At 68.6% G+C, this 24,349-nt stretch carries 19 protein-coding genes; all 19 read right to left on the reverse strand.

Annotated elements, in window-relative coordinates; translation table 11 throughout:
- Positions 1 to 215: 215 nt before the first annotated feature.
- Positions 216 to 2,288, reverse strand: coding sequence for a flagellar biosynthesis protein FlhA (gene flhA / locus ABQY64_RS09845; RefSeq protein ID WP_024937671.1), 2,073 nt, complete (start codon positions 2,286 to 2,288; stop codon positions 216 to 218).
- Positions 2,289 to 2,305: 17 nt separating this feature from the next.
- Positions 2,306 to 3,436: a flagellar biosynthesis protein FlhB gene (gene flhB, locus ABQY64_RS09850; protein ID WP_024937670.1), complete on the reverse strand. Its 1,131-nt coding sequence runs from the start codon at positions 3,434 to 3,436 to the stop codon at positions 2,306 to 2,308.
- 176 nt (positions 3,437 to 3,612) lie between these two features.
- Positions 3,613 to 5,700 carry an EAL domain-containing protein gene (locus tag ABQY64_RS09855; RefSeq protein WP_349780460.1) on the reverse strand — a complete coding sequence of 696 codons (2,088 nt, stop codon included), beginning with the start codon at positions 5,698 to 5,700 and terminating at the stop codon, positions 3,613 to 3,615.
- A 323-nt stretch (positions 5,701 to 6,023) separates the two neighbouring features.
- A complete protein-coding gene (locus ABQY64_RS09860) occupies positions 6,024 to 8,945 on the reverse strand; it encodes a diguanylate cyclase domain-containing protein (RefSeq protein WP_349780461.1) in 2,922 nt (973 codons plus the stop codon).
- Positions 8,946 to 9,360: 415 nt separating this feature from the next.
- Positions 9,361 to 12,312 (reverse strand): diguanylate cyclase, encoded by a 2,952-nt coding sequence (locus ABQY64_RS09865; protein ID WP_349780462.1) that lies wholly within the window; start codon positions 12,310 to 12,312, stop codon positions 9,361 to 9,363.
- Between the two features lie 118 nt (positions 12,313 to 12,430).
- On the reverse strand, positions 12,431 to 13,222 hold the full coding sequence (gene fliR / locus ABQY64_RS09870) for a flagellar biosynthetic protein FliR (protein WP_016904238.1): 792 nt from the start codon (positions 13,220 to 13,222) through the stop codon (positions 12,431 to 12,433).
- A 13-nt stretch (positions 13,223 to 13,235) separates the two neighbouring features.
- Positions 13,236 to 13,505: a flagellar biosynthetic protein FliQ gene (locus tag ABQY64_RS09875; protein WP_005917968.1), complete on the reverse strand. Its 270-nt coding sequence runs from the start codon at positions 13,503 to 13,505 to the stop codon at positions 13,236 to 13,238.
- 423 nt (positions 13,506 to 13,928) lie between these two features.
- Entirely contained in the window at positions 13,929 to 14,774 is an 846-nt protein-coding gene (gene fliP, locus ABQY64_RS09880) for a flagellar type III secretion system pore protein FliP (protein ID WP_039521458.1), read from the reverse strand.
- 1 nt (position 14,775) lies between these two features.
- Positions 14,776 to 15,183: a flagellar biosynthetic protein FliO gene (gene fliO / locus ABQY64_RS09885; RefSeq protein WP_115043510.1), complete on the reverse strand. Its 408-nt coding sequence runs from the start codon at positions 15,181 to 15,183 to the stop codon at positions 14,776 to 14,778.
- Entirely contained in the window at positions 15,180 to 15,518 is a 339-nt protein-coding gene (gene fliN / locus ABQY64_RS09890) for a flagellar motor switch protein FliN (RefSeq protein ID WP_016904992.1), read from the reverse strand. Before fliN ends, fliO begins: the two co-directional genes overlap by 4 nt.
- On the reverse strand, positions 15,515 to 16,528 hold the full coding sequence (fliM, locus tag ABQY64_RS09895) for a flagellar motor switch protein FliM (protein ID WP_016904991.1): 1,014 nt from the start codon (positions 16,526 to 16,528) through the stop codon (positions 15,515 to 15,517). Before fliM ends, fliN begins: the two co-directional genes overlap by 4 nt.
- 10 nt (positions 16,529 to 16,538) lie before the next feature.
- Complete coding sequence (gene fliL, locus ABQY64_RS09900) at positions 16,539 to 17,063, reverse strand: flagellar basal body-associated protein FliL (protein WP_016904990.1); 525 nt, start codon at positions 17,061 to 17,063, stop codon at positions 16,539 to 16,541.
- Positions 17,064 to 17,253: 190 nt separating this feature from the next.
- Positions 17,254 to 18,546, reverse strand: a complete 1,293-nt coding sequence (locus tag ABQY64_RS09905) for a flagellar hook-length control protein FliK (protein ID WP_349780463.1) — start codon at positions 18,544 to 18,546, stop codon at positions 17,254 to 17,256.
- On the reverse strand, positions 18,543 to 18,998 hold the full coding sequence (gene fliJ / locus ABQY64_RS09910; RefSeq protein ID WP_016904675.1) for a flagellar export protein FliJ: 456 nt from the start codon (positions 18,996 to 18,998) through the stop codon (positions 18,543 to 18,545). Before fliJ ends, ABQY64_RS09905 begins: the two co-directional genes overlap by 4 nt.
- A 3-nt stretch (positions 18,999 to 19,001) precedes the next feature.
- The gene (fliI, locus tag ABQY64_RS09915) at positions 19,002 to 20,378 is read right to left on the reverse strand and encodes a flagellar protein export ATPase FliI (RefSeq protein ID WP_016904676.1); all 1,377 of its coding nucleotides are present in this window, start codon (positions 20,376 to 20,378) and stop codon (positions 19,002 to 19,004) included.
- Positions 20,375 to 20,995: a FliH/SctL family protein gene (locus ABQY64_RS09920; protein WP_016904677.1), complete on the reverse strand. Its 621-nt coding sequence runs from the start codon at positions 20,993 to 20,995 to the stop codon at positions 20,375 to 20,377. Before ABQY64_RS09920 ends, fliI begins: the two co-directional genes overlap by 4 nt.
- Positions 20,992 to 21,981: a flagellar motor switch protein FliG gene (fliG, locus tag ABQY64_RS09925; protein WP_016904678.1), complete on the reverse strand. Its 990-nt coding sequence runs from the start codon at positions 21,979 to 21,981 to the stop codon at positions 20,992 to 20,994. The genes ABQY64_RS09920 and fliG overlap by 4 nt, the downstream gene beginning before the upstream one ends.
- A gap of 10 nt (positions 21,982 to 21,991) precedes the next feature.
- Positions 21,992 to 23,722 (reverse strand): flagellar basal-body MS-ring/collar protein FliF, encoded by a 1,731-nt coding sequence (gene fliF, locus ABQY64_RS09930; RefSeq protein ID WP_104570068.1) that lies wholly within the window; start codon positions 23,720 to 23,722, stop codon positions 21,992 to 21,994.
- 13 nt (positions 23,723 to 23,735) lie between these two features.
- Entirely contained in the window at positions 23,736 to 24,107 is a 372-nt protein-coding gene (gene fliE, locus ABQY64_RS09935) for a flagellar hook-basal body complex protein FliE (RefSeq protein ID WP_164737138.1), read from the reverse strand.
- Between the last annotated feature and the right edge of the window lie 242 nt (positions 24,108 to 24,349).

Here is a 24,349-nt window from a genome sequence, read left to right on the forward strand (position 1 = left end):
CCTGGCCTGTCGTAGGAGCGCACCCGGGCGCGACGGGATGTGCCGGTAAAGCCAATCGCGCCCAGGTGCGCTCCTACAGTGGTGTCAGCGTCTGTGGTGTGTTGTCGGATTGCCTGGCCTGTCGTAGGAGCGCACCCGGGCGCGACGGGGTGTGCCGGTAACGCCTGTCGCGCCCGGGTGCGCCCCCACGGGGGGCGTTGGTCGGCGGGGCGGTTTCAGCTGATCGTGCCGACCAGCTTCAGGCGCTTGTCTTCGGGCACTTCGCTGTAGGCCAGTACCGACAGGGACGGGACGCTGTGGCGGACCAGGCGGGCCAGGGCGGCGCGGACCTGGCCGGGCACCAGCACCACTGCCGGCTCGTTGCGGGCTTCCTGCTTGCCGACGCAGTCGGCCAGGCTCTGGTGCAGGCGCTCGGCTAGGCCGGGCTCCAGCGCCACGCCGTTGCCGTGGGTGGACTCCTGCAGCACGCGCTCCAGCTGCGGGGCCAGCGTGTAGACCGGCAGCTCGGCCGACATGCCGGCGATTTCCTGCACGATGAAGCGGCCCAGCGAGGTGCGTACCGCGGCGGTGAGGGTGGTCGGGTCCTGGCTGTGCGGGGCGTGCTCGACCAGCGCTTCGACGATCTTGCGCAGCTGGCGCACCGGGATGCGCTCGATCAGCAGGTTCTGCAGCACGCGCACCACCACCGACAGCGGCAGCGCCTTCGGGGTGAGGTCTTCGACCATCTTCGGCGCGGTCTTGGCCAGGGTCGCCAGCAGCTGCTGCACTTCCTCGTGGCCGAGCAGTTCCGGGGCGTGTTCGCGGATCAGGTGCGACAGATGGGTGGCGACCACGGTGGCCGGGTCGACCACGGTGTAGCCCATCGATTCGGCATAGGCGCGTTGGTGCGGCTGGATCCAGGTGGCGTCCAGGCCGAACGCCGGGTCCTTGCCGGGGATGCCGTCGAGCTGGCCGAGCGCGCCGCCCGGGTCCAGCGCCAGTTCGCGATCGGGATAGATTTCCGCAGTGGCCACCGGCACTCCGTGCACCAGCAACCGGTAGGCGTTGGCCGACAGTTCCAGGTTGTCGCGGATATGCACCGGCGGCACCAGGAAGCCGATGTCCTGGGTGAGCTTGCGGCGCACGCCCTTGATGCGCGCCATCAGTTCGCCACCCTGATTCTTGTCAACCAGCGGAATCAGCCGGTAGCCCACTTCCAGGCCCAGCGGGTCGATCGGGCGCAGCTCGTCCCAGCTCAGCTCCGAACTGGCCTGGGCGGCAGTGGCCGCGGCGGCGGCCTTGGGATCGGTGGCGGGGTCGCCGGTCGGCGGGATGACCAGGCTGCGCTTGTACATTTTCCAGGCGATCACGCCCAGGATCAGGCCCAGCGTCAAAAACGCGACGTTGGGCATGCCCGGCACCAGGCCGACCAGGCCCAGGATCGCTGCGGCCACCGCGAGGGCGCGGTGCTGGCCGAACACCTGGCTGATCATGGCGCCGCGCATGTCCTGCGCGCGCGAGGCGCGGGTCACCAGCAAGGCGACCGAGGACGACACCAGCAGGGCCGGCAGCTGCGCCACCAAACCGTCGCCGATCGACAGCAGGGTGTAGGTGGAGGCGGCATCCACAAAGCTCATGCCGTGCTGGAACATGCCCACCGCCATGCCGCCGACCAGGTTGATGAACAGGATCAGGATGGCGGCGATGGCGTCGCCGCGGATGAACTTGTTGGCACCGTCCATCGCACCGTAGAAGTCGGCTTCCTCGCGGACTTCCTCGCGGCGGGCCTTGGCTTCCTCGCGCGTCAGCAAACCGGCGTTGAGGTCGGCGTCGATGGCCATCTGCTTGCCGGGCATGGCGTCCAGGATGAAGCGCGCGGTCACTTCCGACACGCGCCCGGCACCCTTGGTGATGACCACGAAGTTGATGATGGTCAGGATCGCGAACACCACGATACCCACGGCATAGTTGCCGCCGATCACGAACTGGCCGAACGCCTCGATCACCTTGCCGGCTGCGGCATGGCCGTCCTGGCCGTTGATCAGGATCACGCGGCTGGAGGCGACGTTCAGCGCCAGCCGCAGCATCGTGGTCATCAGCAGCACGATCGGGAAAATGGTGAATTCCAGCGGGCGCTGCACGTAGACGACCGCCAGCAGCACCATCAGCGAGATGGCGATGTTGAAGGTGAACAGCGCATCCAGCACCGGCGCGGCCAGCGGCACCATCAGCATGGCCAGCATGGCCATCAGCGCCAGCGGCGCGCCCAGGCCGTTGCGCAGCAACTCCATGATGCGCCGGGCATTCATCGGGGCGGGTTGGGCGCTCATGCGCTGGCTCCCTTGCCGAACTCATCCACGTCCAGCGACGGCAATTCCGGCATCGGGCCGCCGTTCCAGCCACGCAGCTGGTAGACGTAGGACAGCACCTGGGCCACGACCGAATAGAGTCTCACGGGAATTTCCTTGCCGATTTGCGCTTCTCTATACAAGGCGCGTGCCAAAGGCGGGGCGGTGACGATCGCCACGCGGTGCTGTTCGCAGGCTTCGCGGATGCGGAAGGCCATTTCGTCCACGCCCTTGGCCACCACGATCGGGGCGCGCATCTTGCCGCCCTCGTACTTGAGCGCCACCGCGTAGTGGGTCGGATTCATCAGCACCACGTCGGCCTTGGGCACCGCTTCCATCATCTGGCGCTGCGACATCTGCATCTGCATCTGGCGGATGCGGCCCTTGACCTCCGGGCTGCCCTCGCTTTCCTTCATCTCGCGCTTGATCTCTTCGCGGGTCATCTTGAGCTTCCGCAGCCAGTTCCACTTCTGGTACGGCGCGTCGATGGCGGCCAGTAGCACCAGCGCGCCGGCGGTGTAGAACAGCAGGCTCTTGGTGAAGTCCAGGCCGTTGCCCACCGCCTGTTCCAGCGGCTGGTTGACCAGCGAGCGCAGGCCGTGCAGGCCCTTGGAGATGCACAGGCTGGCGGCCAGGCCGACGAACAGCAGCCGCAGCACCGACTTGACCAGCTCGGCCAGGCTGTTGCTGCCCCACATGCGCTTGATCCCGTTCATCGGGTTGAGCTTGTTGAGGTCGGGCATGATCGCCTTGCCGGAAAAGCGCAGCCCGCTCATCAACAGCGGGCCGGCCAGGCCGGCGGCCAGGCAGATGCCGATCAGCGGCAGCATCACCCACAGCAGCTGCAGCAGCAGGTCGCCGAAATGGCCGAACAGCGCCATCGGGTTTTCACGCATCTTCGGGTCCGGGCTGAGCGCGGTCTTCATCCAGACGCTGGCGCCATCGCCGATGCCGCGGGCCAGGGCCATCAGCGCGAACACGCCGGCACCGAACACCGCGGCGGTGGACAACTCGCGCGATTGCGGGATGTTGCCCTGCTCGCGGGCTTCGCGCAGGCGTTTTTCGGTGGGAAGCTCTGTGCGTTCGCCGCCGTCTTCGGACTCGGACATGGAGGTGCCGGTGACTGGTCAGCCCTGTGTCATGCAAGTGGCGTTCCAGTTTGAGAGGCCGGGAATCGGGAATCGGGATTGGGGATTGGGTAGTCGGGACGCAGCGGCTTTGCGGGGGGCTGCTGGCGGGTCGTTGCGTGTGGATGCCGGGGCGCCGGTCGCTTTGACGCCTGCGCTCAGCCGGTCGGGCGAGTTGGGCCGTCGCGTTGGGCGACCACCACCGCGATGAAGTGCTCGGCGTCCATCGGCCGGCCCAGCAGATAGCCTTGCAGCTGGTCGCAGCCCAGCCGCTCCAGCGTGTTGCGTTGGGCGGTGGTCTCCACGCCCTCGGCCACCACCTGCAGGCGCATGGTGTGCGCCAGTGCCACCACCGCGGCGACGATGGCGATGTCTTCCGGGCCGTTGTCCAGGGCCTGCACGAAGCTGCGGTCGATCTTGAGTTCGTGCGCAGGCAGCTTGCGCAGGTACATCAGGTTGGAATAACCGGTGCCGAAGTCGTCGATGGCGATGCGCACGCCCAGCGTATTGAGCTGGCCGAGCGTGCGCAGGCAGGCCTCGGCATCGCGCATGGCCATGCTCTCGGTGATTTCCAGGGTGAGCTGGGCCGGTGGGATCGCGTAGTCGGCTAGGGTGGTGGCCACCTCGTCCAGCAGGCTGGGCGAGGCCAGCTGCGTGGCCGACAGGTTGACCGCCACCCGCCAGTGCCCATGTCCGGCCTCGCGCCAGTCGCGCATCTGCCGGCAGGCCTGCTGCAGCACCCAGCTGCCGAGCGGGCCGATCATGCCGCTGCGTTCGGCCAGCGGGATGAAGCTGTCCGGCGGTACCAGGCCGCGCTCGGGGTGCTGCCAGCGGAGCAGCGCCTCGGCGCCGACCGGGCGGCCATCGTCAGCGCAATACTTGGGCTGGTAATGCAGGACGAACTGGCCCAGTTCCAGCGCACGCGGCAGATCCTGCAGCAGCTGCAGGCGCTCGCGGGTGGTGCCGGTCATCGAGCGCTCGAAAAAGCTGTAACGGTTGCGGCCGGCCTGTTTGGCGTGACTCATCGCCGCATCGGCATGGATCATCAACTGATGCTCGCTGCCGGCATCCTCCGGATACAGCGCAATGCCGACGCTGCTGCTGAGGCGCAATTCCTGGTCGGCGACCAGGAACGGCACCGCCAGCGCCTGCAGCAGATGCGCGGCGATGGCGGCGGCATCCTCGGGGTCGGCGATGGCCGACACCAGCACGAACTCGTCGGCACCCAGCCGCGCCAGGCTGCCGTGGGCGCGCCGGTGCCCACTCATGCGCCCGGCCACCGCCACCAGCAACTGGTCGCCGAACTGGTGGCCGTAGCCGTCGTTGATGGCCTTGAATCCATCCAAGTTGATCAGCATCACCGCAAAGCGTTGCCCGTCACGCTGGGCGCGGTCGATGCTTTGCAGCACGTGCTCGTGCAGCAGCACGCGGTTGGGCAGGCGGGTGAGCGGGTCGTGCAGGGCGGCCAGCACCAGCTCGGCATTGGCCTGCGCCAACGACCGCGCGAGCACGTCGGTGCGTTGCTGGAAGCGCCGCGACAGCACCGAGATCACCAGTGCCAGCGCCAGCAGCGCCAGCGTGACCAGCACCACCACCGCGGCCAGCCAGGGCAGCGGCAGATGCGCACCGGCGGCCGCGCCGCAGATGCTGCCGGGCGCGAACTGCGCGGCCGCCATGCCGGTGTAATGCATGCCCACGATCGCCACGCCCATGATCATCGCCGCGATCAGGCGCAGGCTGTAGCGGCGGCCGTCGTGGCGCAGCCGGAAGGCGATCCACAACGCCGCCGCCGAGGCGCCGATGGCGATGGCAAGGGACAGCCCGAACAGCAGCGGGTCGTAGTTGATGGCCGGGGACATGCGCAGCGCACCCATGCCCATGTAGTGCATCAGCGCGATGCCCAGCCCCATCAGCACCGCGCCCATGCCCAGCCGCGGCCACGGCAGATCGGCCCGCGAGGTCAGCCACAGCGCGAATGCCGATGCCAGAATCGCCGCCAGCATCGAATAGGTCGTCAACGCCAGGTCGTAGCCCAGCGGAATCGGCAGGCGAAACGCCAGCATGCCGACGAAGTGCATCGACCAGATGCCGATCCCCATCGCCACCGCGCCGCCCATCAGCCAGGCCACGGCATCGCCGCCACGGCTGGCAGTCACACGTGCGGCCAGATGCAGTGCGGTATAGGAGGCCAGCACGGCCACCACCAGCGACAGCATCACCATGCCAGGGTTATAGGTTCCGACCACCCATCCACTTCCGGCGCCGAGGGACGCACTTGCTCAAGCACCTAGCGACCCCGGGCGCCACTTCTTGAGCGCCTGCGGGCAGCCGGCGGCGATCGACGCGCATGCGCCGCAGGTCACGCGCAACTGCGCTGGTCGGCCGGGCAGGGGCCGCCGGCGATGGCTGTGATGCGTTGGAGGCGAGGGGGCTGCGCGCGAGGTGACGGTGCGGGCGATGCTGCGGTGCCGTGACCGGCATGCGGGTAGCTGCCAGTGCATGCGTGGATGCTGTGCGTCGAGCTGAAATCCGTACGCAGCGAGCTGCGCCCGACCGGCGACTCTTGGGCTCACGCCACCGACGATTCGGGCTCTTCCGGTTCGATGCGATTGCGGCCATGCCGCTTGGCGCGGTACAGCGCCTCGTCGGCACGCGCCAGCAGCGTGGCGGCGTTGTCGCCGTTCCGGAACCAGGCCACGCCGACCGAACAGGTCACCTGCAGCGGCCGGGCGGCACCCACCTCGTACGGTGCCAGGCTGAGCTTTTCGTGGATGGCGCGCAGCCGGTGCTGGCTATGCTGCGACATGCCCGGCAGCAGCAACAGCAGTTCCTCGCCACCGTAACGGCCCACCTTGTCCGAGTCGCGCAGGCAGGCGGTCAGGCGAGCGCCGACCTTGGCCAGGACCGCATCGCCGACCAGATGCCCGTGTTCGTCGTTGACCAGTTTGAAGTGGTCCAGATCGATCAGCACCACCGCCAGCGGGTGCCCGCCGTGCGCACAGGCCTGCAGTTCTTCGGCCATGGCTTCGAGCACGCCGGAGCGGTTGAGCAGGCCGGTCAGGGCATCGTGGCTGGCCTTCAGGGCCAGCGCTGCGCGCGCGCTTTCCAGATCGCGTTTTTCGTGTTCCAGCTGATAGGTGCGCTCGGCCACCAGTTCGGCCAGCATGCGCTCGCGCGCGACCAGATGGCGGTGCCGCCAGCGCCACAGGCCGGCCAGCAACGCGCTGCCGATCAGCACATACAGCACGATCGCCGGCGGGCTGCGCCACCACAGCGGGGCCACCGCAAACGGCAGGTCGGCGATCGGCGAGGCGGTGCGGCGGTAGCGGTCCAGCACCTGCACCTGCAGCCGGAAATGCCCGGAGGGCAGCGGCGCCTGGTCGATCGACAGGTTGTCGCTCTGGATCCATTCGTTGTGCAGGCCGAGCAGGCGGTAACGCACGGTCAGGCGGCTCGGGTCGTCGTACACCTCCATCGTGGACAGCTCGATATGCAGCGGCTTGTCGCTCCAGCCCAGCAACTGGCCGCGCTGCACCGGCACGCCGCCACGGCTGACGCTGTCGATGCGCACGCTGGGCTGGCGCGCATCGAACAGCCGCGCCGGATCCAGCAGATGGCTCACCCCGCGCGAGGTGCCGATCCAGACCGACCCATCCGGATCCTCGGCGAAGGCGGCTTCGGAGATGTCGTCCCACAGCAGGCCCTGCGACTGCGACAGATGCGCCCAACGCTCGCCGTCGTAGACCTCCACGCCGCGCGCATGGCCCACCCAGACCCGGCCGAGGCTGTCGCCGCGCATCAGGTAGACGCCGACATCGCGCAGCGCCTCGTCGCTGATCGCCTGCAGATCCAGCCGCTCGCCCAGCAACATGCCGTGCCAGAGACCGGGCCGATAGAACGCCAGCCACACCTCGCCGCTATCGCTGATGTGGAACTTGCTGATCCACGGGTCGGAGGTGCCGCCATTGACCAGCACCTCGACCTTGGACCAGCGCGCGCCCTGCAGCCGGAACAAGCCGTTGGCGGTGGACACCCACAGCGTGCCGTCGGCGGTCTGCTGGACATCCGTATAGGCGATGGTGGGCATCTCGGTGACCGCTTCCATCGTGCCGCCTTCCAGCGGGCGCCGGATCACGAACAGCCCGCCCGCGCTGAGCATCCACATCCGCCCCTGGCGATCGATCAGCAGGCGGCGCGCGGTGCGCGGCAGTTTGGCGATCTGCGCACTGCGGCCATCCGGCCAGGTGCGGCGCAGGAAACCGGCCGAATTGAGCGTCCACAGGCTGCCGTCGGCGCTGCGTTGCATGCCCACGATCTGGATCCCGGAGGCCTGCAGGGCCGGAACGAACCGGCCGCCCGGATCGACCTGGCGGCCGGTGCCGTGTTCGTTGCCGACCAGCAGCGCGCCCTGCGCGTCGCGGGCGATCGACCAGGTGGGCGCGGCCGGCATGCCCTGCGAGACGTCCCAGTTCTCTATCCATTCGTAGCCGGCCCAGCGCACCAGGCCTTCGCCATCGACGGTCATCCAGACATCGCCATCGCGGTCCACCAGGATCGCATCGCTGCTGCCGGGCGGCAGCCCGTTGTCGGCGCCGAAACTGCGCCAGCGGCCGTTCTCCCAGCGTGCCAGCCCGTCGTTGCGACGCACCAGCACGCGCCCTTCGCGGTCCAGCACCAACGGTGCCTGCCGCCCGATGGTTCTGCCATCGAGCAAGGGCAGCGGCTGCACGCTGAATTTGCTGGCGCCCGGCGCGCGATAGAGCAGGTTGCCGGTGCCGCGGACCCACAGTGCGCCGTCGTGATCACGCAATACGCTGTACCAGCGATCGTCCGGCACGCCTTGGTCCGGCCCGTACACCTGCACCTTGCGTTGCGCATCGATGGCGCACAGTCGCTTGGCGCAGCCGGCCCACAAGGTGTCGCCTTCCACCGACAGGCTCAGCACCTTGGACAGCTCGGGCACGCGCACCCGGGTGGCGGTGTCCAGCAGCGGCTCGCTATGCCAGTGGCCGTTGCCGCGTGCGCTCAATCGTTCCAGCGTGCCGCCATTGGCCAGCACGGTGCCCCAGGAGGGACTGGCCAGCAGCATGTCTTCCTGCAGGTGTTCGGCCTCGTCGGGGGCCAGCTTGCGGAAGCCGTGCTCGTCGCCGACGAACAGGGCCTGGAAGCCGGCCACCCACAGCCGCCCGTCGGCGGCTTCGGTCATCGAGGTGATCGGTTCGTTGCGCAGGCCATCCAGCATGACCTGCTGGAAGCTGCGCCCGTTGTAGCGATACAGGCCGCTTTCGGTACACACCCACAGCAGCGTGGCGCGGGTCTGCAGCAGGCAGGTGCCGGCCAGCCCGAGCAAGCCCTGGTCGTGGGCGTAACGACGAATGCTCGCGCTCTGCGCGCCGGCCAGATCGGCCAGCGACAGCAAGGCCAGCAGCAGCACCGCCAAGAACGGTGCACGCCGGCCTGACGACCTGCATTGGCGGTACTCAACCCCCACGAGCGTTGCACTCTCCCACGCATCGGCGCGTGTGGTCCGCGCCCCTCGCGCGGGTGTCTCACGCTTGCCATGGGCGGCCCCCATAGCAGGCCGCAGTAAACCGACTAGCGGCTGTTCACGCGTGTTTCTTTAATGCTTAAGCAGGCATGGCGGCGTGAGTGCGCAGCGCGCACGGCCATTGCCGGGCGCGTGTTGTTCCCTGGGCCGGACCCTGTCGCTGCAGGCGCGATCACGCAGATGGCTTGATGCCGGTTTCAAAACAGTTGCGTGCTGCTCGCGCACAAGCACCTGCGTGGCAGCGGACACTCTCTGCAGCGACGTGTCTGCAGGCGCGCCGCCAAGGCCCATTGTGCGCCGGGTCGGTCGGCAGATCGCAGCATTGGCACTGCCTTTCGGCCTGCGTCCGGGCGCAGGCTCAGCCGCTGGCCGCGGCGTCGTAGCGCACATGGTCGTAATCGATGCGGTTGCGTCCATTGCGCTTGGCGCGATAGAGCGCGGCATCGGCGCGCGCCAGCAGCTGTTCCAGGGTTTCGCCCGGCTGGAACCAGGCCACCCCGACCGAACAGGTCACCGGCAACACGCCGCCATCGATCGGGTAGTTACCGCAGATCCCGCGATGCAGTGCCTGCAGGCGATGGGTGGCTTCGGCACTGAGCCCCGGCAGCAGCGCCAGCAATTCCTCGCCGCCGTAGCGACCGATGCGGTCGTCGCCGCGTACCAGCGTATCCAGGCGCCGGCCGACCTCGGCCAGCACCGCGTCCCCGGCCAGGTGGCCGTGCTGGTCGTTGACCAGCTTGAAGTGGTCCAGGTCGATCAGCACCACCGCCAGCGGCCGCGCGCTGGTATCGGCACGCGCCAGCATGCCGCGCAGCGCGTGCAGGATGCCGGCGCGATTGAGCAGCCCGGTCAGCTCGTCGTGGGTGGCCTTGAGCGCCAGTTCGGCGCGGGCCGCCTCCAGCTCGCGCTTGTCCTGTTCCAGCTCGGCAGTGCGCTCGGCCACCAGCTGCTCCAGTTCGCGTTTGCGCCGCAGCAGTTTGCGCGTGCGCCAGCGCAGCAGCGCGATCACCGCGGCAATGCCCAGCAGCACGTAGCCGGCCACTGCCGGCGCGCCGCGCCACCACGGCGGGCGCAGCACGAAACGCAGCCGCGCGACCGGGCTGGCGCTGCGCTGGTAGGCATCCAGCGCCTGGACTTCCAGCGTATAGGTGCCGGGCGGCAACAGTGGGTAGGTGAGGTGACTGAGCGAGGTCTGGGTCCAGCGCGCCTGGTGGCCCTCCACCCGGTAGCGGAAGCTGATGCGGTCCGGGCCGCCTTCGGCGCCGGGTGCGCTGATGTCCACATCCAGCGGCACCTGCGACCAATCGACCTGCGCCCCCGGCGTGATCGCCTGGTTGCCACGCCGCACGCGCAGGATGTCCACGCGCAATGGCGGCGCGTCGAACACGCGCAACGGATCGATCAGATGGGTGGCGCCGCGGCTGCTGCCGAGCCAGATGCTGCCATCCACGTCCTCGAAGAACGCATTGGCCGACATGTCATCCCACAACAGGCCCTCGGTGCGCGTGGCCCGCGACCAATGGCCGTTTTCCAGCATGTCCAGGCCCTGGCTGCTGCCCAGCCACAGCCGGCCCTCGCGGTCGTGGCGCAGGATGAACGGCATCACCCGCGCCACCAGCGGATCGTCCACCGCGCGCAGCGCCAGCACGCCATCGGCCTGCAGGCGGCCATGCCACAGCCCGGTATCGCGCAGCGAGATCCACAGCTCGCCATCGGGAGCAAAATCGATCAGGAAGAAATCCTGGCTGGGCAGCGCGCCACGCACCTGCACGCGCTGCCAGGCGCCGTCTGCCTGCCGCTTGTACAGCCCCTCGCGGGTGCTGGCCCAGAGCCGGCCCTGGGGGTCGAGATCGACATCGCCCACGAACGCGGCCGGCACGCCCGGATCGCGGATGGCCTGGTATGGCGCGCCCGGCGGCATGCGATACAGGCCGCGCGGGGTGGTGATCCACAAGGTGCCGGCCGCGTCGAACAGCAGCTTGTTGATCGGCAGGCCGAGCTGCAGCACGTCGACGGTCCGGCCGCTGCGCGGATCGCGCCGCGCCAATGCGCCGGACGAGCGTGCCACCCAGGCGGCGCCGTCTGTCGGCGAGAGCGCCAGGGAGATCGACTGCAGCAGAGGCTGGCCGTCGTCCAGCGTCCAGGGCTGCATGCGCCCGCTGAGCGGATCCAGCACATTGGAGCCGGCATCGCTGCCGACCAGCAGCTCCCCGCTGGGCAGCCGCTGGATCATCCAGGTCGGCGCTTCCGCCAGGCCCTGGCTTTCGTCCCAGTGTTCGATGTTGCCGTAGCCCAGCCAGCGCTGCACGCCCAGGCCACGGGTACCGATCCACAGCTGGCCGGTGCGCTGCATCAGCAACGGGCCGACCATCGGGCTGATCGGCAGCCCCTGGTCGTGGCCGAAATAGCGCCAGTGATCGCCTTCCCAGCGCACCAGGCCGCGATCGGAGCGGGTCAGCAGGCGGCCCTGTGCATCTTCGGACAGGGTGGTGGCGGCCGAGAGCGTGTCGAAGCTGGTGCCTGCCGGCGCCGCATGGTTGCGGAATACACGCTCTCCCGGCGCGCGCGACAACACCAGGCCACCGCCGCGCAGCCACAGGGTGTTCTGGTGGTCGCGAAAGATCGCCCGCCACTGCCGCTCCGGCACTCCGTCGGCTTCGCCAAGCAACTCGGTGCGTCCGTTCTCGTCGATCCGGCAGACGTGCGGCCCGCAGCTGCTCCATAGCGCCGTGCCATCGGCAAGTAACGCCTTGCCGGCCGGCAGGCTGGTGCCATCGGCCAGCTGCAACGGCAGCGGGTGCACCGACCAGCCGCCCGTGTGGTCCGGCGACAGATGCAGCAAGGCGTTCTCGCTGACCACCACCATGCCGCCGGCATAGGCGGCCAGCACATTGCCGCTGTCGGCGCGGATCGGTTTGCCGTCGCGCTGCAGCTGCACGAACGCACCGCCGTCGCGCACGAACACGCCGTTGGCACTGGCCACCCATAGCCGTCCTGCCGCATCCAGCGCCAGGGCGCGGATGTAGCGCGCATCCAGGCCGCTTTCCTGGCCGACCGGGATGAAGCTCTCGCGCTCGAAGCGGTGCAGGGCCAGCTCGGTGCCCACCCAGACCACGCCCTGGCGGTCTTCAAGCAGGCTGTTGACGGTCATGCCCTGCAGGCCATCGGCCTGGGCGTAGTCGCGGAAACTGTAGGTCTGTGCCTGCAGGTGGCCGCACACCAGCAGCCCGGCAATCCACAGGCAGGCCCAGGCCCACCAGTGGCCGCCTCGTGACGCAATCGGAGCGAACAGCGCAGACAGGTTGGGCATCGGTTCCCGCGGGCTTTGGCGTGGGTGAGTGATGGCGATTGGCGGTATCAATCGTCCTGTGCCGTTGACGGCTGACGGGCGAAAAACTTGAGGCAGTTCACACTTATGGATGTGTCCGCTAGGCGGTCAATTCCCTGGCGGCGTCGAAGGCGGTATCGAACATGCGTTGCACGGGCGGTGCGAATTCGCTGGCGAAGCTGGACAGCAGGAACAGCCCCAGCAACACCGTCAGCGGCAGGCCCAGCTGCATCGGATTCAGCGCCGGCGCGGCCTTGGCCAGCGCGCCGAATGCCAGGTTGACCGCCAGCATCGCCACCATCATCGGCAGTGCCAGGGTGAGCCCGCCGCGCAGGATCTGCAGGAACAGGGTCGGCGCTACTTCGGCGAAGGCGGCGGCGTCGGGAAGCGCGGTGCCGATCGGCAGGGCCTTGTAGCTGTCCACCAACAATGCGATCACCGCTAGGTGTCCGTTTGCCGCGAAGAACAGCAAGCCGAACCCGAGATAGAACCACTGCGCGATCACCCCGGAGGTGACTCCGCGCAGCGGGTCGGACATCTGCGCAAACGACAGGCCGGTGGACTGCGACACCAGCTCGCCGGCCATCGCGCCGGCCTCGAAGATCAGCTTGAGCATGAAGCCCATGCTGGCGCCCACCGCCAGCTCGCGGGCGACGCTAAGCACCGCCTGCGCGGTGAAACCGTCCCAGTCCGGCACCGGCGGCAGCAGCGGCGCCAGCACCATCGACAAGGTCCCGGCCAGCATCACCCGCACCCGTCCCGGCACCGCGCGGGTGCCGATCAACGGCATCGCGGTCAGCAGCGCACCGGTGCGCAGCATGGTCCACATGATCGCCCCGACCATCGCAAACGCGCGCTGGCCGTCGATCACCATCTGGGTGGCAGCATCCATCCGGCCGGGTCCGCTAGCCGATCAGATGCGGTATGCGCTGGAACAGCGCAATGGTGAACTCCACCAGATGCCCCAGCAGCATGCTGCCGGTGGCAAACAGGGTGGCCGTCAATGCCACCGCCTTGGCCACGAAGGCGATGGTCGGCTCGTTCAACTGGGTGGCAGCCTGCACCACGCCGATCACGACACCGACAACCAGCACCGCCAGCAACATCGGGCCGGCAATCCACAGGACGGTGACCAGGCCACCACGCAATTCGGTCAGGGCGATTTCAGGGCTCATGGGTGTGATGATGCAAGTGGGGTGCCAAAGGACGGGATTCGGGATTGGGGAATCGGGAATCGGGAATCGGGAATCGGGAATCGGGAATCGGGAAGCGGGAAGCGGGAAGCGGGAAGCGGGAAGCGGGAATCGGGGGGGAGGTCTGAAGCTGGTGCGACGGTGTAGGGGCTGACCAAGGTGCGGTCTGCAGAAGCTCGCCCCTCTCCAGCGGGAGAGGGCTTGGGGTGAGGGTACGAGGCGAAGCCACGCGTGTTGGGTGGTTCCGCTGGGCGTCGCTCAGCTGTGCGCTTCGGCCGCTATCGGCTGCACTGGCTGGCGCGCTTGCTGTCTGCTCTACGTATGTTGCTCGACTTCGGGACCCCATGCCGAAGCGGCAGGCCGGGTCGACACGCCGGCAGGGCGGCGCGCATGCAGACCTTGCGGCTACGACGCGTTGAAGCTCGCGGCCAATGTGCCCACCACCAGCACCCAGCCATCCACCAGGATGAACAGCAGGATCTTGAACGGCGCCGAGATCAACATCGGCGACAGCATCATCATGCCCATCGACATCAGCACGCTGGCGACCACCAGATCGATGATCACGAACGGGATGAAGATCAGAAAGCCGATCTCGAACGCCGTCTTCAGCTCGCTGGTCACGAACGAGGCCACCAGCACCGGGAACGGCACCGCGTCCGGGCCGGCGTACTTGCCGTCGCCGGCCATGCCCGCGAAGGTCATCAGGTCGGTCTCGCGGATCTGCGCCAGCATGAAGGCGCGCAGCGGCTGGGTGGTCAGCGTCCAGGCGGTCTGGAAATCGATCTGGTTGTTGAGGTACGGCGATAGGCCCGCGCCCCACATCTTCTGCCACACCGGCATCATCACCAGCGCGGTCAGGAACATCGACAGTCCCAGCAGTACCTGGTTGGACGGGGTCTGGCCGGTGCCCAGCGCCTGGCGCAGCAGGCCCAGCACGATGGTGATGCGGGTGAAGGCGGTCAGCACCAGCAGCATCGACGGCAGCAGGGTGATCGCCGTCATCAGCAGCAAGGTCTGCAGCGGCAGGCTCACTGGCTGGTCGCCGATGCGGCCGACGCTGACATTGGGCAACGACGGCAGCTGATTGGCGCCGGCCGGAGCGGCCGCAGGCGCGGCGGCGGGAGCGGCGGCCTGGGCCATGGCCGGCAATGCGGCAGGCGTGGCAGCGGCCAGCAGTGGGCAGCTCATCACCAGCAGGATCAGCACCAGGCGGAGGCTGCGCCCCCAGCGATTCCAACGACTCAACATGTCACGGGTCCTTGCGCAGCTTCTGTGCCAGCAGCTGGGCGAAATTGGGAAGTTGCTTGAAGTTGGGCAGGGTGGGGGCGGGCGCGGACGGCAGCGGTTCGGACAGGGTGTGCAAGGTGTTGATGCCGCCGGCGGTGACGCCGAGCAACAACTGCTGGCCGTTGACCTCCACCACCACCACGCGTTCCTTGGCACCCACCGCCAGGCTGGTCACCACCCGCAGGCCCTCGGTATTGCGGAAACCACTGCCGGGCATGCGCTTGAGCAACCAGCCCAGGCCGACGATCAGCGCCAGCACCAGCAGCAATGCAAACACCGCGCCAAACAGGCTGGGCGAGGACGGCGCCTGCGCGCCGACCTGGGTGGCCTTGGCCGCGACCGGCGCGGCAGTGGCCAGCAGGCCGATCACCGCAGCCTCCGGATCCGTTCGCTGGGGCTGACCACGTCGGTCAGGCGGATGCCGAAGCGGTCGTTGATGACCACCACTTCACCATGCGCGATCAAGGTGCCGTTGACGTACACGTCCAGCGGCTCGCCGGCGCCGCGCTCCAGTTCCACCACCGAGCCCTGATTGAGCTGCAGCAGGTTGCGGATGGGGATGCGCGCGCGGCCCACTTCCAGCGACAGCGTCACCGGCACGTCCAGGATGACGTCCAGGTTGAGGTCGGTGGCATTCTGGTCGTGCTCGGCCTGCAGGCTGTCGAAGGTGGCAGGCGCGGCGTCGAGGATGTCGGAGTTGATCATTTGCTGGAGTCCTGGGAGGGAACGGCGCGTGGGGCTTGCACGCCGGGCGGGCGTACGGCGGTGATCTTGACGGCGTTGTTGCCATTGGAAACGCCGAATTCGCCGGTGAATAACGGGATGTCTTCCACGCACAGCGGCACCTGTGCTGGCAGGTCGATCGGCAGGATGTCGCCGATCTTCAGGCCGGTGAGCTGGCGCAGGCTCATGCGCTTGCTGGCCAGCACGCTGGACAGGGTCACCTCGGCGGTGTCCAGCTGCTCGCGCAGCATCACGTTCCAGGAGTCGTCGCGGTCGTTGCGGTCGCTCTGGATGCCGGCATCGAGCAGTTCGCGGATCGGCTCCAGCATCGAATACGGCAGGGTGATGTGGATCTCGCCGCCGCCGCCTTCCAGTTCGACATGGAAGCGGCACACCACCACGTACTCGCGCGGGGTGACGATGTTGGCGAAGTGCGGGTTGATCTCCGAGTTGATGTACTCGAAGTCCACTTCCATCACTGGCGCCCAGGCTTCCTTCAGGTCGGCGAAGGTCTGCTTGAGCATCAGCTGCACCACGCGCATTTCGGTGGCGGTGAATTCGCGACCTTCGATACGGGTGTGGTAACGGCCGTCGCCACCGAAGAAGTTGTCCACCACGGTGAACACCAGCGTGGGTTCGAACACGATCAGGCCGGTGCCGCGCAGCGGCTTGAAGCGGATCAGGTTGAGGTTGGTGGGCACGTACAGCGAGTGCATGTACTCGTTGAACTTGACCAGGTCGATGCCGCGCACCGACAGGTCGGCCGAGCGCCGGATCAGGTTGAACAGGCCGATGCGCCACAGCCGCGCGAAGCGCTCGTTGACCATCTCCAGGGTCGGCATGCGGCCACGGATGATGCGGTCCTGGCTGGACAGGTCGTACTGGCGCGCCTCGCCGGGCAGCGGCTCCGGCTCGGTATTGACCGCACCCGAATCCACGCCATGCAGCAGGGCATCGATTTCGTCCTGGGAAAGCAGATCGCTGACGCTCATGGGGCAGGCCTTACTGGGTGACGAAACTGGTGAACAGCAGTTCTTCGACGCACTTCTTGCCGGTCTCGCTGGTCATCACCTTCTGCGCTTCGGCCAGGGCGGCCTTCTGCAGCTTCTGCTTGCCGACCAAGTCGGCCACATCGGTGGCCTTGACCTGCGACAGCAGCATCAGCAGATGCGCGCGGATGGCCGGGGCGTTTTCGGTGATCAGCTTGAGGTCTTCCGGGTCGCGGGTGACCAGCTGCACTTCGACCTGCAGGTACTGCGGGCCATCACCGGGGTCGGCCAGGTTGACCACGATCGCCGGATCCATCGGGAAGTACTGCGCCGGCTTGGGCACCTCGGCCACCTTGGGCGCGGCGTGCTTGCCGTCTTTCTCCTCGCCCTTGTGGCCGAAGAAAAACCAGGCGCCGCCGCCGGCAGCGGCCAGCACCACGACCCCGACGGCGATCAGCAGAAGTTTCTTGCCGCCCTTCTTCTTGTCGCCCTTGTCGTCTTTGTCTTCGGTCTTCTTGGGTTTTTCCGCGGCTGCCACAGTCTGCTCCAGGGGGAATGCTCACCCAGTGGATGCAATTGGCATGCCAATCCGGCGACGGTTTCCTGGCGCGCGTGCAGCTTCAACGGCAAAACCCCCGCAGGCCTTGCGCTGCGAGGGTCGCGGGGTGGTGCCGGAGCTTGCCGGCACCCAGATTTGAGCCGCGCCGGGGCGTGCCCGGCGCGGGCGCTCAGGCGTAGGCGTCCAGCAATCCACGCTGGCGTAACACCACCGACGGAATTCCGACGGGCGGGCTGTCGTCCAGGCTGAGGCCATTGCCGTCGTTGCCGCCGCCGTTGCGGTTGCCGGACTGGTTCTGCTGTTGCTGGCCGACATCGGCCTGGCCGAGCTGGAAGCCGTTCTGGCCGAGCATTTCGCGCAGGCGCGGCAGGCTCTGCTCCAGCGCCTGGCGCACGTCGGCATTGGCGGAGCTGAAGCTGGCGTTGACCTTGTCGCCCTCCAGATGCAGCCGCACCTCGACCGGGCCCATCTCGTTCGGGGTCACCTTGATATGGGCATGGCCGATCTTCTGGTCGGCCAGCCAGCTCATGCGCGCGCCGATGGCGTCGTCGAAGGTGTCGCTGCCCATTTCCGGGGTCGGGGTGGGCGAGGCGCTGAACACTGGCGCCGGGTCCTGCAGGCGGCCGAGCGCGGCCGCCGTGGTGGTCGGCAGCACGAACGCCGGGGCGTCCGGCGCGGCCGGGCCGGCGCTGTCGTCGGTGGCCGGGTCCAGCGCCTTGGTCGCCATGCTCATCATTGCGGCCGCCTGGGCGTCGCCGCTCAAGGCGGTGACGGAGGTGGGCTTGGCGCCTGCGGCAGCAGCCGGTGCCAGTGCGCCCAACGAGGGCAGGGCGGTGCCGGCGGTCGCGGGTGCGGTGGGTGCGGCCGCGTCGGTCGGCAGCGCGGTTGCAGCCGGCGTGGCGCCGGCGGCAGCGGTCACGCCGGCAGCCAGTGCCGCAGCCGCGGCCGCCAGCACATCGCCGCCCGGCAATGCCTGCGCCAGCAGGCCCATGCCGAAGCCGCCCAGGCCCGGCGGTGGCCAGCCGGTGTCGGTGGCGGTGGCTGCGTCGGCCGGCACGTCTTCGCCGTTGCTCGCGGTCTTGCTGCCCTTGCCGGTCTTGGCGGTGGCGGCAGCGCTGCTACCGTCGGCGGCAGACGACTCCTTAGCGGCGCCGGACTTGGCGGCCTTGGCATCGCCGTCCTGCGCGCGCGGGCGTGCGGTGGCGTCGCCCGGCGCGTCGTCGCCGTGGTCGTCGTCGCTGCGCTGCTTGTCGGGCTGGCTGGACTTGGGCGCGGCCTGCTTGGCCGGCACGCGCTCGGGCGCCTGCGGCGGGGCCTGGTTCGGCGTGTTGGCCGGGTTGAGCATGCGCGCGAACTGGTCCTGGCCGGCGTCCGGCTCGGACGAGGGATCGCTGTAGCTGGATTTCTTGCCGGTGCCGGCGAGTGCGCCGAGGCCGGCGGCAAAAGCGGACAAGGGGTTCATGCGGATTCTCCGTGGGTGTCTTCGCTGCGGGCCAGGCGCGAACGACGCGCGCCGAGGTCGTCCATCTCACGCTGGTCGCGGCGTTCAATCACCTTGTTCTCCTGCGCGCGGTAGCTGGCCGCCAGTTGCTCCAGCACCTGCTTCTCGCGGCTGGCCAGCAGCAGCCGGGTGCGCTCTGCTTCCACCTTGTTGCGGTTGTTTTCCACGGTCTGCGCCTGTTGCAGCACGGCGCTGTCGAGCCGGTCCAGGAAGGCGCGGCGGTTGGTCAGCGCGGCGGCGCTGGTGCCGGCCATGTGGCTATTGGCATATTCCTCGGCATAGCGGCGCAGCTCTTCCAGGCGCGACTGGTGGGTGTCCAGCGCGCGCTGACGCTCGGCCAGGTCGCGCGCGACCTTGTCTTCCTGTTCCTGGGCCCGGCGCAGCAGGGGGTCGATCCGTTTGGACTGCATCATGGATTAGTTCTCGGGTTCGACCAGCCGCTGCAACGCGGACAGGCTATCGGGCAGGTCGGCGGCCCGGTGGACGTCCTGGCCGAGGAATTCGACGATCTCCGGCCAGCGCGCCAATGCTTCGTCGGTGGCCGGGTCGCTGCCGCGCTGGTAGGCGCCGATGGCGATCAGGTCGCGGTTGGCGGTGTAGGCCGACAGCAGACGCTTGAGCTTGCGGATGCGCAGGCGCCAGGTGTCGTCGGCGATGTCCTGCACCACGCGGCTGACCGAGGATTCGACGTCGATGGCCGGGTACAGACCGCTGTCGGCAACCCGGCGCGACAGCAGGATGTGGCCGTCCAAGATGGCGCGCGCGGCGTCGGCGATCGGATCCTGCGGGTCGTCGCCTTCGGTCAGCACGGTGTAGAAGGCGGTGATCGAGCCGCGCCCCTTGGCGCCGTTGCCGGCGCGTTCGACCAGCGCCGGCAATTTGGCGAACACCGACGGCGGATAGCCGCGGGTGGTCGGCGGCTCGCCGACCGACAGGCCGATCTCGCGCTGCGCCTGGGCGAAGCGGGTCAGCGAATCCATCAGCAGCAGCACGTTCAGGCCCTGGTCGCGGAACCATTCGGCAATGGCGGTGGCGCGGTAGGCGCCGTGCAGACGCGCCAACGGCGGGCGGTCGGCCGGGGCGGCCACCACCACGGCGCGGCGCAGGCCTTCCTCGCCCAGCGTGGTTTCGACGAAGTCGCGCACTTCGCGGCCACGTTCGCCGATCAGCCCGACCACGATCACGTCGGCCGAGGTGAAGCGGGTCATCATGCCGAGCAGTGTCGATTTACCGACGCCGGAGCCGGCGAACAGGCCCACACGCTGGCCGCGGCCGATCGGCAGCAGCGCGTTGATCGCGCGCACGCCGACATCCAGCGAGGTGGTGATGGGCTCGCGCGCCAGCGGGTTGATCGACACGCCGGCCATGCTAACGCTGCCTTCGCCGCGGATCGGGCCCTTGCCGTCGAGCGGGGTGCCGTCGCTGTCGATGACGCGGCCGAGCAGGCCTTCGCCCACTTCCACGCCGCCGCGGCGCCGCGAGGGCACCACGCGGGCGTTGGGCAGCAGGCCATGCAGCTCGGCGCTGGGCATCAGGTAGGTGCGTTCGCCGGCAAAGCCGACCACTTCGGCATCGACCCAGCCACCGTCGACTTCGACCTTGCAGGTGGCGCCCATCGGCGCTTCGCAGCCGGTGGCTTCCAGGGTCAGGCCGACCGCGCGGCGCAGGATGCCTTCGCGGATCAGGGTGCGGCCGGCGCTCGGTTCCAGCCCGAGTCCGCTCAGGCGAGTGGCCAGGCGCAGGTTGCGTGCATCCAGCCAATCGGCCGGGGTGGCACCCAGCAGGGCGCTCACAGGCCCGCTCCGGATTTGCGCATGACTGTCTCCAGCGCGGCCCGCAGGCGCGCGTCCAAGGTGCCGTCCACGCGCACGCTTTCGGCGTGCACGCGCAGGTCGCCGCGGCTCAGGCTCAGGTCCGGGGCCACGCGTGTGGTGCTGCTGGGCGCCAGATGCGGCAGCAGCGCGGTGATGTCATCGGGATGCAGGCGCACTTCCACCTCGCGGCCGGCGCCGCCGACCGCATCGACGGCCTCCTGCACCAGCTCGGCCAGCAACTGCGGGTCGGCCTGATAGGCACGTCCGACCAGCGAGCCGGCGATGCGCACGGCCAGCTCGCCGAGCGCGCCGACCACTTCGTTCTCCAGTCGCGCCAGCGGGCGGGTGAAGTTGTCCAGGATGCCGTCGATCTGCGCGGTCAGGCGGCGCACTTCGGACTGGCCCTGGGCAAAGCCCTCGGCATGGCCGCGCGCGAAGCCTTCTTGCTGGGCGGCGTCCTCGATCGCCTGGATCTCTTCCAGGGTCGGCGGACGCAGCACCGGCTCGAGCACGGCCGGCTCGTCGTATTCCGGCGCCGGCGGGGCCGGCTCCAGGTGCAGGTCGGGGGCCAGCCAGCGGGTAACGATGTCGTTCATACCATCGCCTCCGCACCGGCGCCGCCGAGGCTGATGGCGCCTTCGTCAGCCAGGCGGCGGACGATGGTGAGGATTTCCTTCTGCGCCGCTTCCACGTCGGCCAGGCGTACCGGGCCGCGCGCTTCCATGTCCTCGAGCAGGATCTCGGCGGCGCGCTGGGACATGTTGCGGGTGATCTTCTCGCGCACCTTGACGTCGGCACCGCGCAGGGCCAGGCCCAGGCGCTCGCCGGAGACCTCGCGCAGCAGCGTCTGCAGGCCGCGGTCGTCCAGGTCCACCAGGTTGTCGAACACGAACATCAGGTCCTGGATCTTGCCGGCCAGGTCGGCGTCGATCTTGCCGATCTCGCCCAGCACGCCCTGGTCGGCGCCGGTGTCCAGGAAGTTGAGGATGTTGGCGGCCACCTTGATGCCGCCCACGTTGGACGACTTGAGGTTCTGGTTGCCGGAAAACTGGCGCTCCATGATGTCGTTGAGCTCGCTCAGCGCATTGGGCGGGATGCCGTCCAGGGTGGCGATGCGCAGCAGCACGTCGGCGCGGGTGCGCTCGGGCAGCAGCTTCAGGGCCTCGGCGGCCTGGTCGCTGTCCAGATGTGCCATGACGATGGCGATGATCTGCGGGTGCTCGTTGCGCACCAGGTCGGCCACCGCGCGCGGGTCCATCCACTTCAGGGTGTCCAGGCCGGTGGTGTTGCGGCCGAGCAGGATGCGGTCGATCAGGCCACCGGCCTTGTCGGCGCCCAGCGCCTGGATCAGCACGTTGCGGATGTAGTCGTCGGCGCCCACGCCCAGCGAGGTCTTGCCGGCCAGTTCGCCGTTGAACTCGTCCATCACCTTCTCGACCTGATCGCGCGAGATGCCGGTCATGGTGGCCATGGCGATGCCGATCTTCTGCACCTCCTTGGGGTCCATGTGCTTGAGCACTTCGGCGGCGTCGCTTTCCCCAAGCGACAGCAACAGCACGGCGGCGCGCTGTACGCCGGTCATCGGTGGTGTATCAGGCTTCACTGGCGACCCATCCCTTCACGACTTGTGCGACACGTTTTGAATCGGCTTTGACTGCTTCGCGTGCAAGACGCATGCGTTCTTCGTAGGCGTCCGGCAGCGCGATCGGGTTCTTGCGGTCCTGACCAAGCTGGGCGGTGTCCTCTTCCAGACGCGGCATCAGGTCGTCATCGTCGACCATCCGCACGTCGGCGCTCTGCGGAGTGCCATCGTTGCCGCCCTTGGCCTGCTTTTCCTTGATCGCGGTCACGCCGGTGAGCTGGCGCAGGGTGGGGCGCACCACGCCGAACAGCAGCGCCAGCACCACTACCGCACCGACCAGCAGGCGCAGACCGTTCTGCACGCGCGGGTCTTCCCACCACTTCGGACCTTCCTCGCCGGCCACCGCTTCGCGCACGAACGGGGCGTTCATCACCGACACCGTGTCGCCACGGGCCGCGTCGAAGCCCACTGCCTGCTTGACCAGGCCCTCGATGCGGGTGAGCTCGGCGGCCGTCAGCGGCTGCTCGACCATCTTGCCCTTGGCACCGGGGCGCGGGACGTTGTCCAGCAGCACCGCCACCGACACCCGCTTGATGCGGCCGGCCGGCTGGCGGGTGTGTTGCAAGGTCCGGTCCAATTCGTAATTGCGGGTGGCGCTCTTGGAACTTTCGGTCGGCGCGGCCGGTGCGGTGGCCTGGCCATTGGCAGCGGCCGGGGTGCCCGGTGCGCCGGCAGTGGCGTTTGCGGCCGGCGCCGGCGGCTGGCCGGGGCTGTTGCTGGTGGCGCCCGGGGGGCCCTGCGGGCCGGTGGCGCTGGTGCTGGTGTCGCTGACCTGTTCGCTGCGCAGCTTGGCCGGTTCGCCGTTGTAGAGCTCGCGGGCTTCCTCGACCACCGAGAAGTCCATGTCCACGCTGACTTCCGGGTTGACCCGGCCCGGGCCGGTCATCGGCTCGAGCAGCTCGCGGATACGCTGGTTGTAGGAGCTTTCCTGGCGACGCACCTGTTCGAACTGGGCGGCATGCTGGGCGGCGTCGCTGTTGGGATCGGCGATGGAGAGCATGCGGCCGCTCTGGTCGACCACGGTGACGCGCTCGGGGGTCATGTCCGGGATGCTGGAAGCGACCAGGTTGACGATGGCATCGACCTGGTTGCGCTCCAGGCCCTGGCCGCCGCGCAGCTCCAGCACCACCGAGGCGCTGGCCACGTCACGCTGGCGGGTGAAGGCGCTGGGCTTGGGAATGGCCAGATGCACACGCGCCTCGCGCACCGGGCGCAGGGTGCCGATGGTGCGCGACAACTCAGTTTCCAGGGCGTGCTGGTAGCGGGCGTTTTCGACGAACTGGCTGACGCCGAAGCCGGGGTCCTTTTCCATCAGCTCGAAGCCGCCGCCGGTTTCCTTGCCGGTCAGGCCAGAGCCGGCCAGTTTCAGGCGGGCGTCGTACAGACGGTCCTGCGGCACCGAGATGGCGCCGGTGTCCTGGTCGATCTTGAACGGGATCTGCGCGGTGCGCAGCAGGTCGGCCGCTTCGGCATTGCCCTTGTCGTCCAGGCCGGTGTACAGCGACTGGTAACCGGGCTTCTGCGACCAGAAGAACACTGCCAGACCGGCCGCCACCGCCACGGCGATCATCGCCATCATGGTCAGCTTGCGGGTGATCTGCAGGCTGCGGACACGGTCGAACCATTGCCCCGCCTTTTCGGCGTTCTGGTTCATGTTTTCTTTGGTGATCGCGAGAGCCATGTGTCGTCAACCCTTACAGCGGCATGTTCATGACGTCCTGATAAGCCTGGACGAGACGGTTGCGGACTTCCACGGTGGCGCGGAAGGCCACCTGGGACTGCTGGGAGGCGACCATGACCCGTGCCAGATCGGCATTGGGGTCGCCCATTTCAAAAGCCTTGGCCAAGGCGCCGGACTTCTGCTGGGCCTCGTTGACGCCGCCGATGGCGCCGCGCAAGGTCTCGCTGAAGCTCGGTGCCTGTGTGGCCGGTGTTCCCTGCGTGCCGGCCAGCCCCTGGATCTGATTGCCGCGCGCCGCATCGCCCACCGCGCCCATCGGGCCTTGGCCCATCTGCGTCTGGTAGCTGCGGATCTGCGAGAGGATGGAGGTAACGGAGTCGCTCATGGGTGCGGTCAGCCAGGGAGGCATCCACACCAATGCAAGCGGCGTGCCGAAACCGCGCCGGGATTCCGGCGCCGGGGGCGGGGAGGGGGGCTTCAGTCAGCGCGGATGGGTCCGGCGCTGGGGCATGGCCCGGGAGTATTGGGTGCAGAGCGTCGGATCTGCGGCTTGGCTGCAAGGCCCTTGCCCGCCCACTATCGCAGGACACGCCGCAAGTACGTCCGTGTAGGCCCTTACGCGGCATC

This window comes from Xanthomonas sp. WHRI 7065 (assembly GCF_040203115.2).
GTDB lineage: Bacteria > Pseudomonadota > Gammaproteobacteria > Xanthomonadales > Xanthomonadaceae > Xanthomonas > Xanthomonas arboricola.

Bases quoted from the DNA above. Each gene is read 5' to 3' on its own strand.
- flhA (WP_024937671.1), bottom strand. From the start codon at position 2,288: ATGAATGCCCGGCGCATCATGGAGTTGCTGCGCAACGGCCTGGGCGCG.
- flhB (WP_024937670.1), bottom strand. From the start codon at position 3,436: ATGTCCGAGTCCGAAGACGGCGGCGAACGCACAGAGCTTCCCACCGAA.
- ABQY64_RS09865 (WP_349780462.1), bottom strand. From the start codon at position 12,312: ATGCCCAACCTGTCTGCGCTGTTCGCTCCGATTGCGTCACGAGGCGGC.
- fliR (WP_016904238.1), bottom strand. From the start codon at position 13,222: ATGGATGCTGCCACCCAGATGGTGATCGACGGCCAGCGCGCGTTTGCG.
- ABQY64_RS09875 (WP_005917968.1), bottom strand. From the start codon at position 13,505: ATGAGCCCTGAAATCGCCCTGACCGAATTGCGTGGTGGCCTGGTCACC.
- fliP (WP_039521458.1), bottom strand. From the start codon at position 14,774: ATGTTGAGTCGTTGGAATCGCTGGGGGCGCAGCCTCCGCCTGGTGCTG.
- fliN (WP_016904992.1), bottom strand. From the start codon at position 15,518: ATGATCAACTCCGACATCCTCGACGCCGCGCCTGCCACCTTCGACAGC.
- fliM (WP_016904991.1), bottom strand. From the start codon at position 16,528: ATGAGCGTCAGCGATCTGCTTTCCCAGGACGAAATCGATGCCCTGCTG.
- ABQY64_RS09905 (WP_349780463.1), bottom strand. From the start codon at position 18,546: ATGAACCCCTTGTCCGCTTTTGCCGCCGGCCTCGGCGCACTCGCCGGC.
- fliJ (WP_016904675.1), bottom strand. From the start codon at position 18,998: ATGATGCAGTCCAAACGGATCGACCCCCTGCTGCGCCGGGCCCAGGAA.
- ABQY64_RS09920 (WP_016904677.1), bottom strand. From the start codon at position 20,995: ATGAACGACATCGTTACCCGCTGGCTGGCCCCCGACCTGCACCTGGAG.
- fliG (WP_016904678.1), bottom strand. From the start codon at position 21,981: ATGACCGGCGTACAGCGCGCCGCCGTGCTGTTGCTGTCGCTTGGGGAA.
- fliF (WP_104570068.1), bottom strand. From the start codon at position 23,722: ATGGCTCTCGCGATCACCAAAGAAAACATGAACCAGAACGCCGAAAAG.
- fliE (WP_164737138.1), bottom strand. From the start codon at position 24,107: ATGAGCGACTCCGTTACCTCCATCCTCTCGCAGATCCGCAGCTACCAG.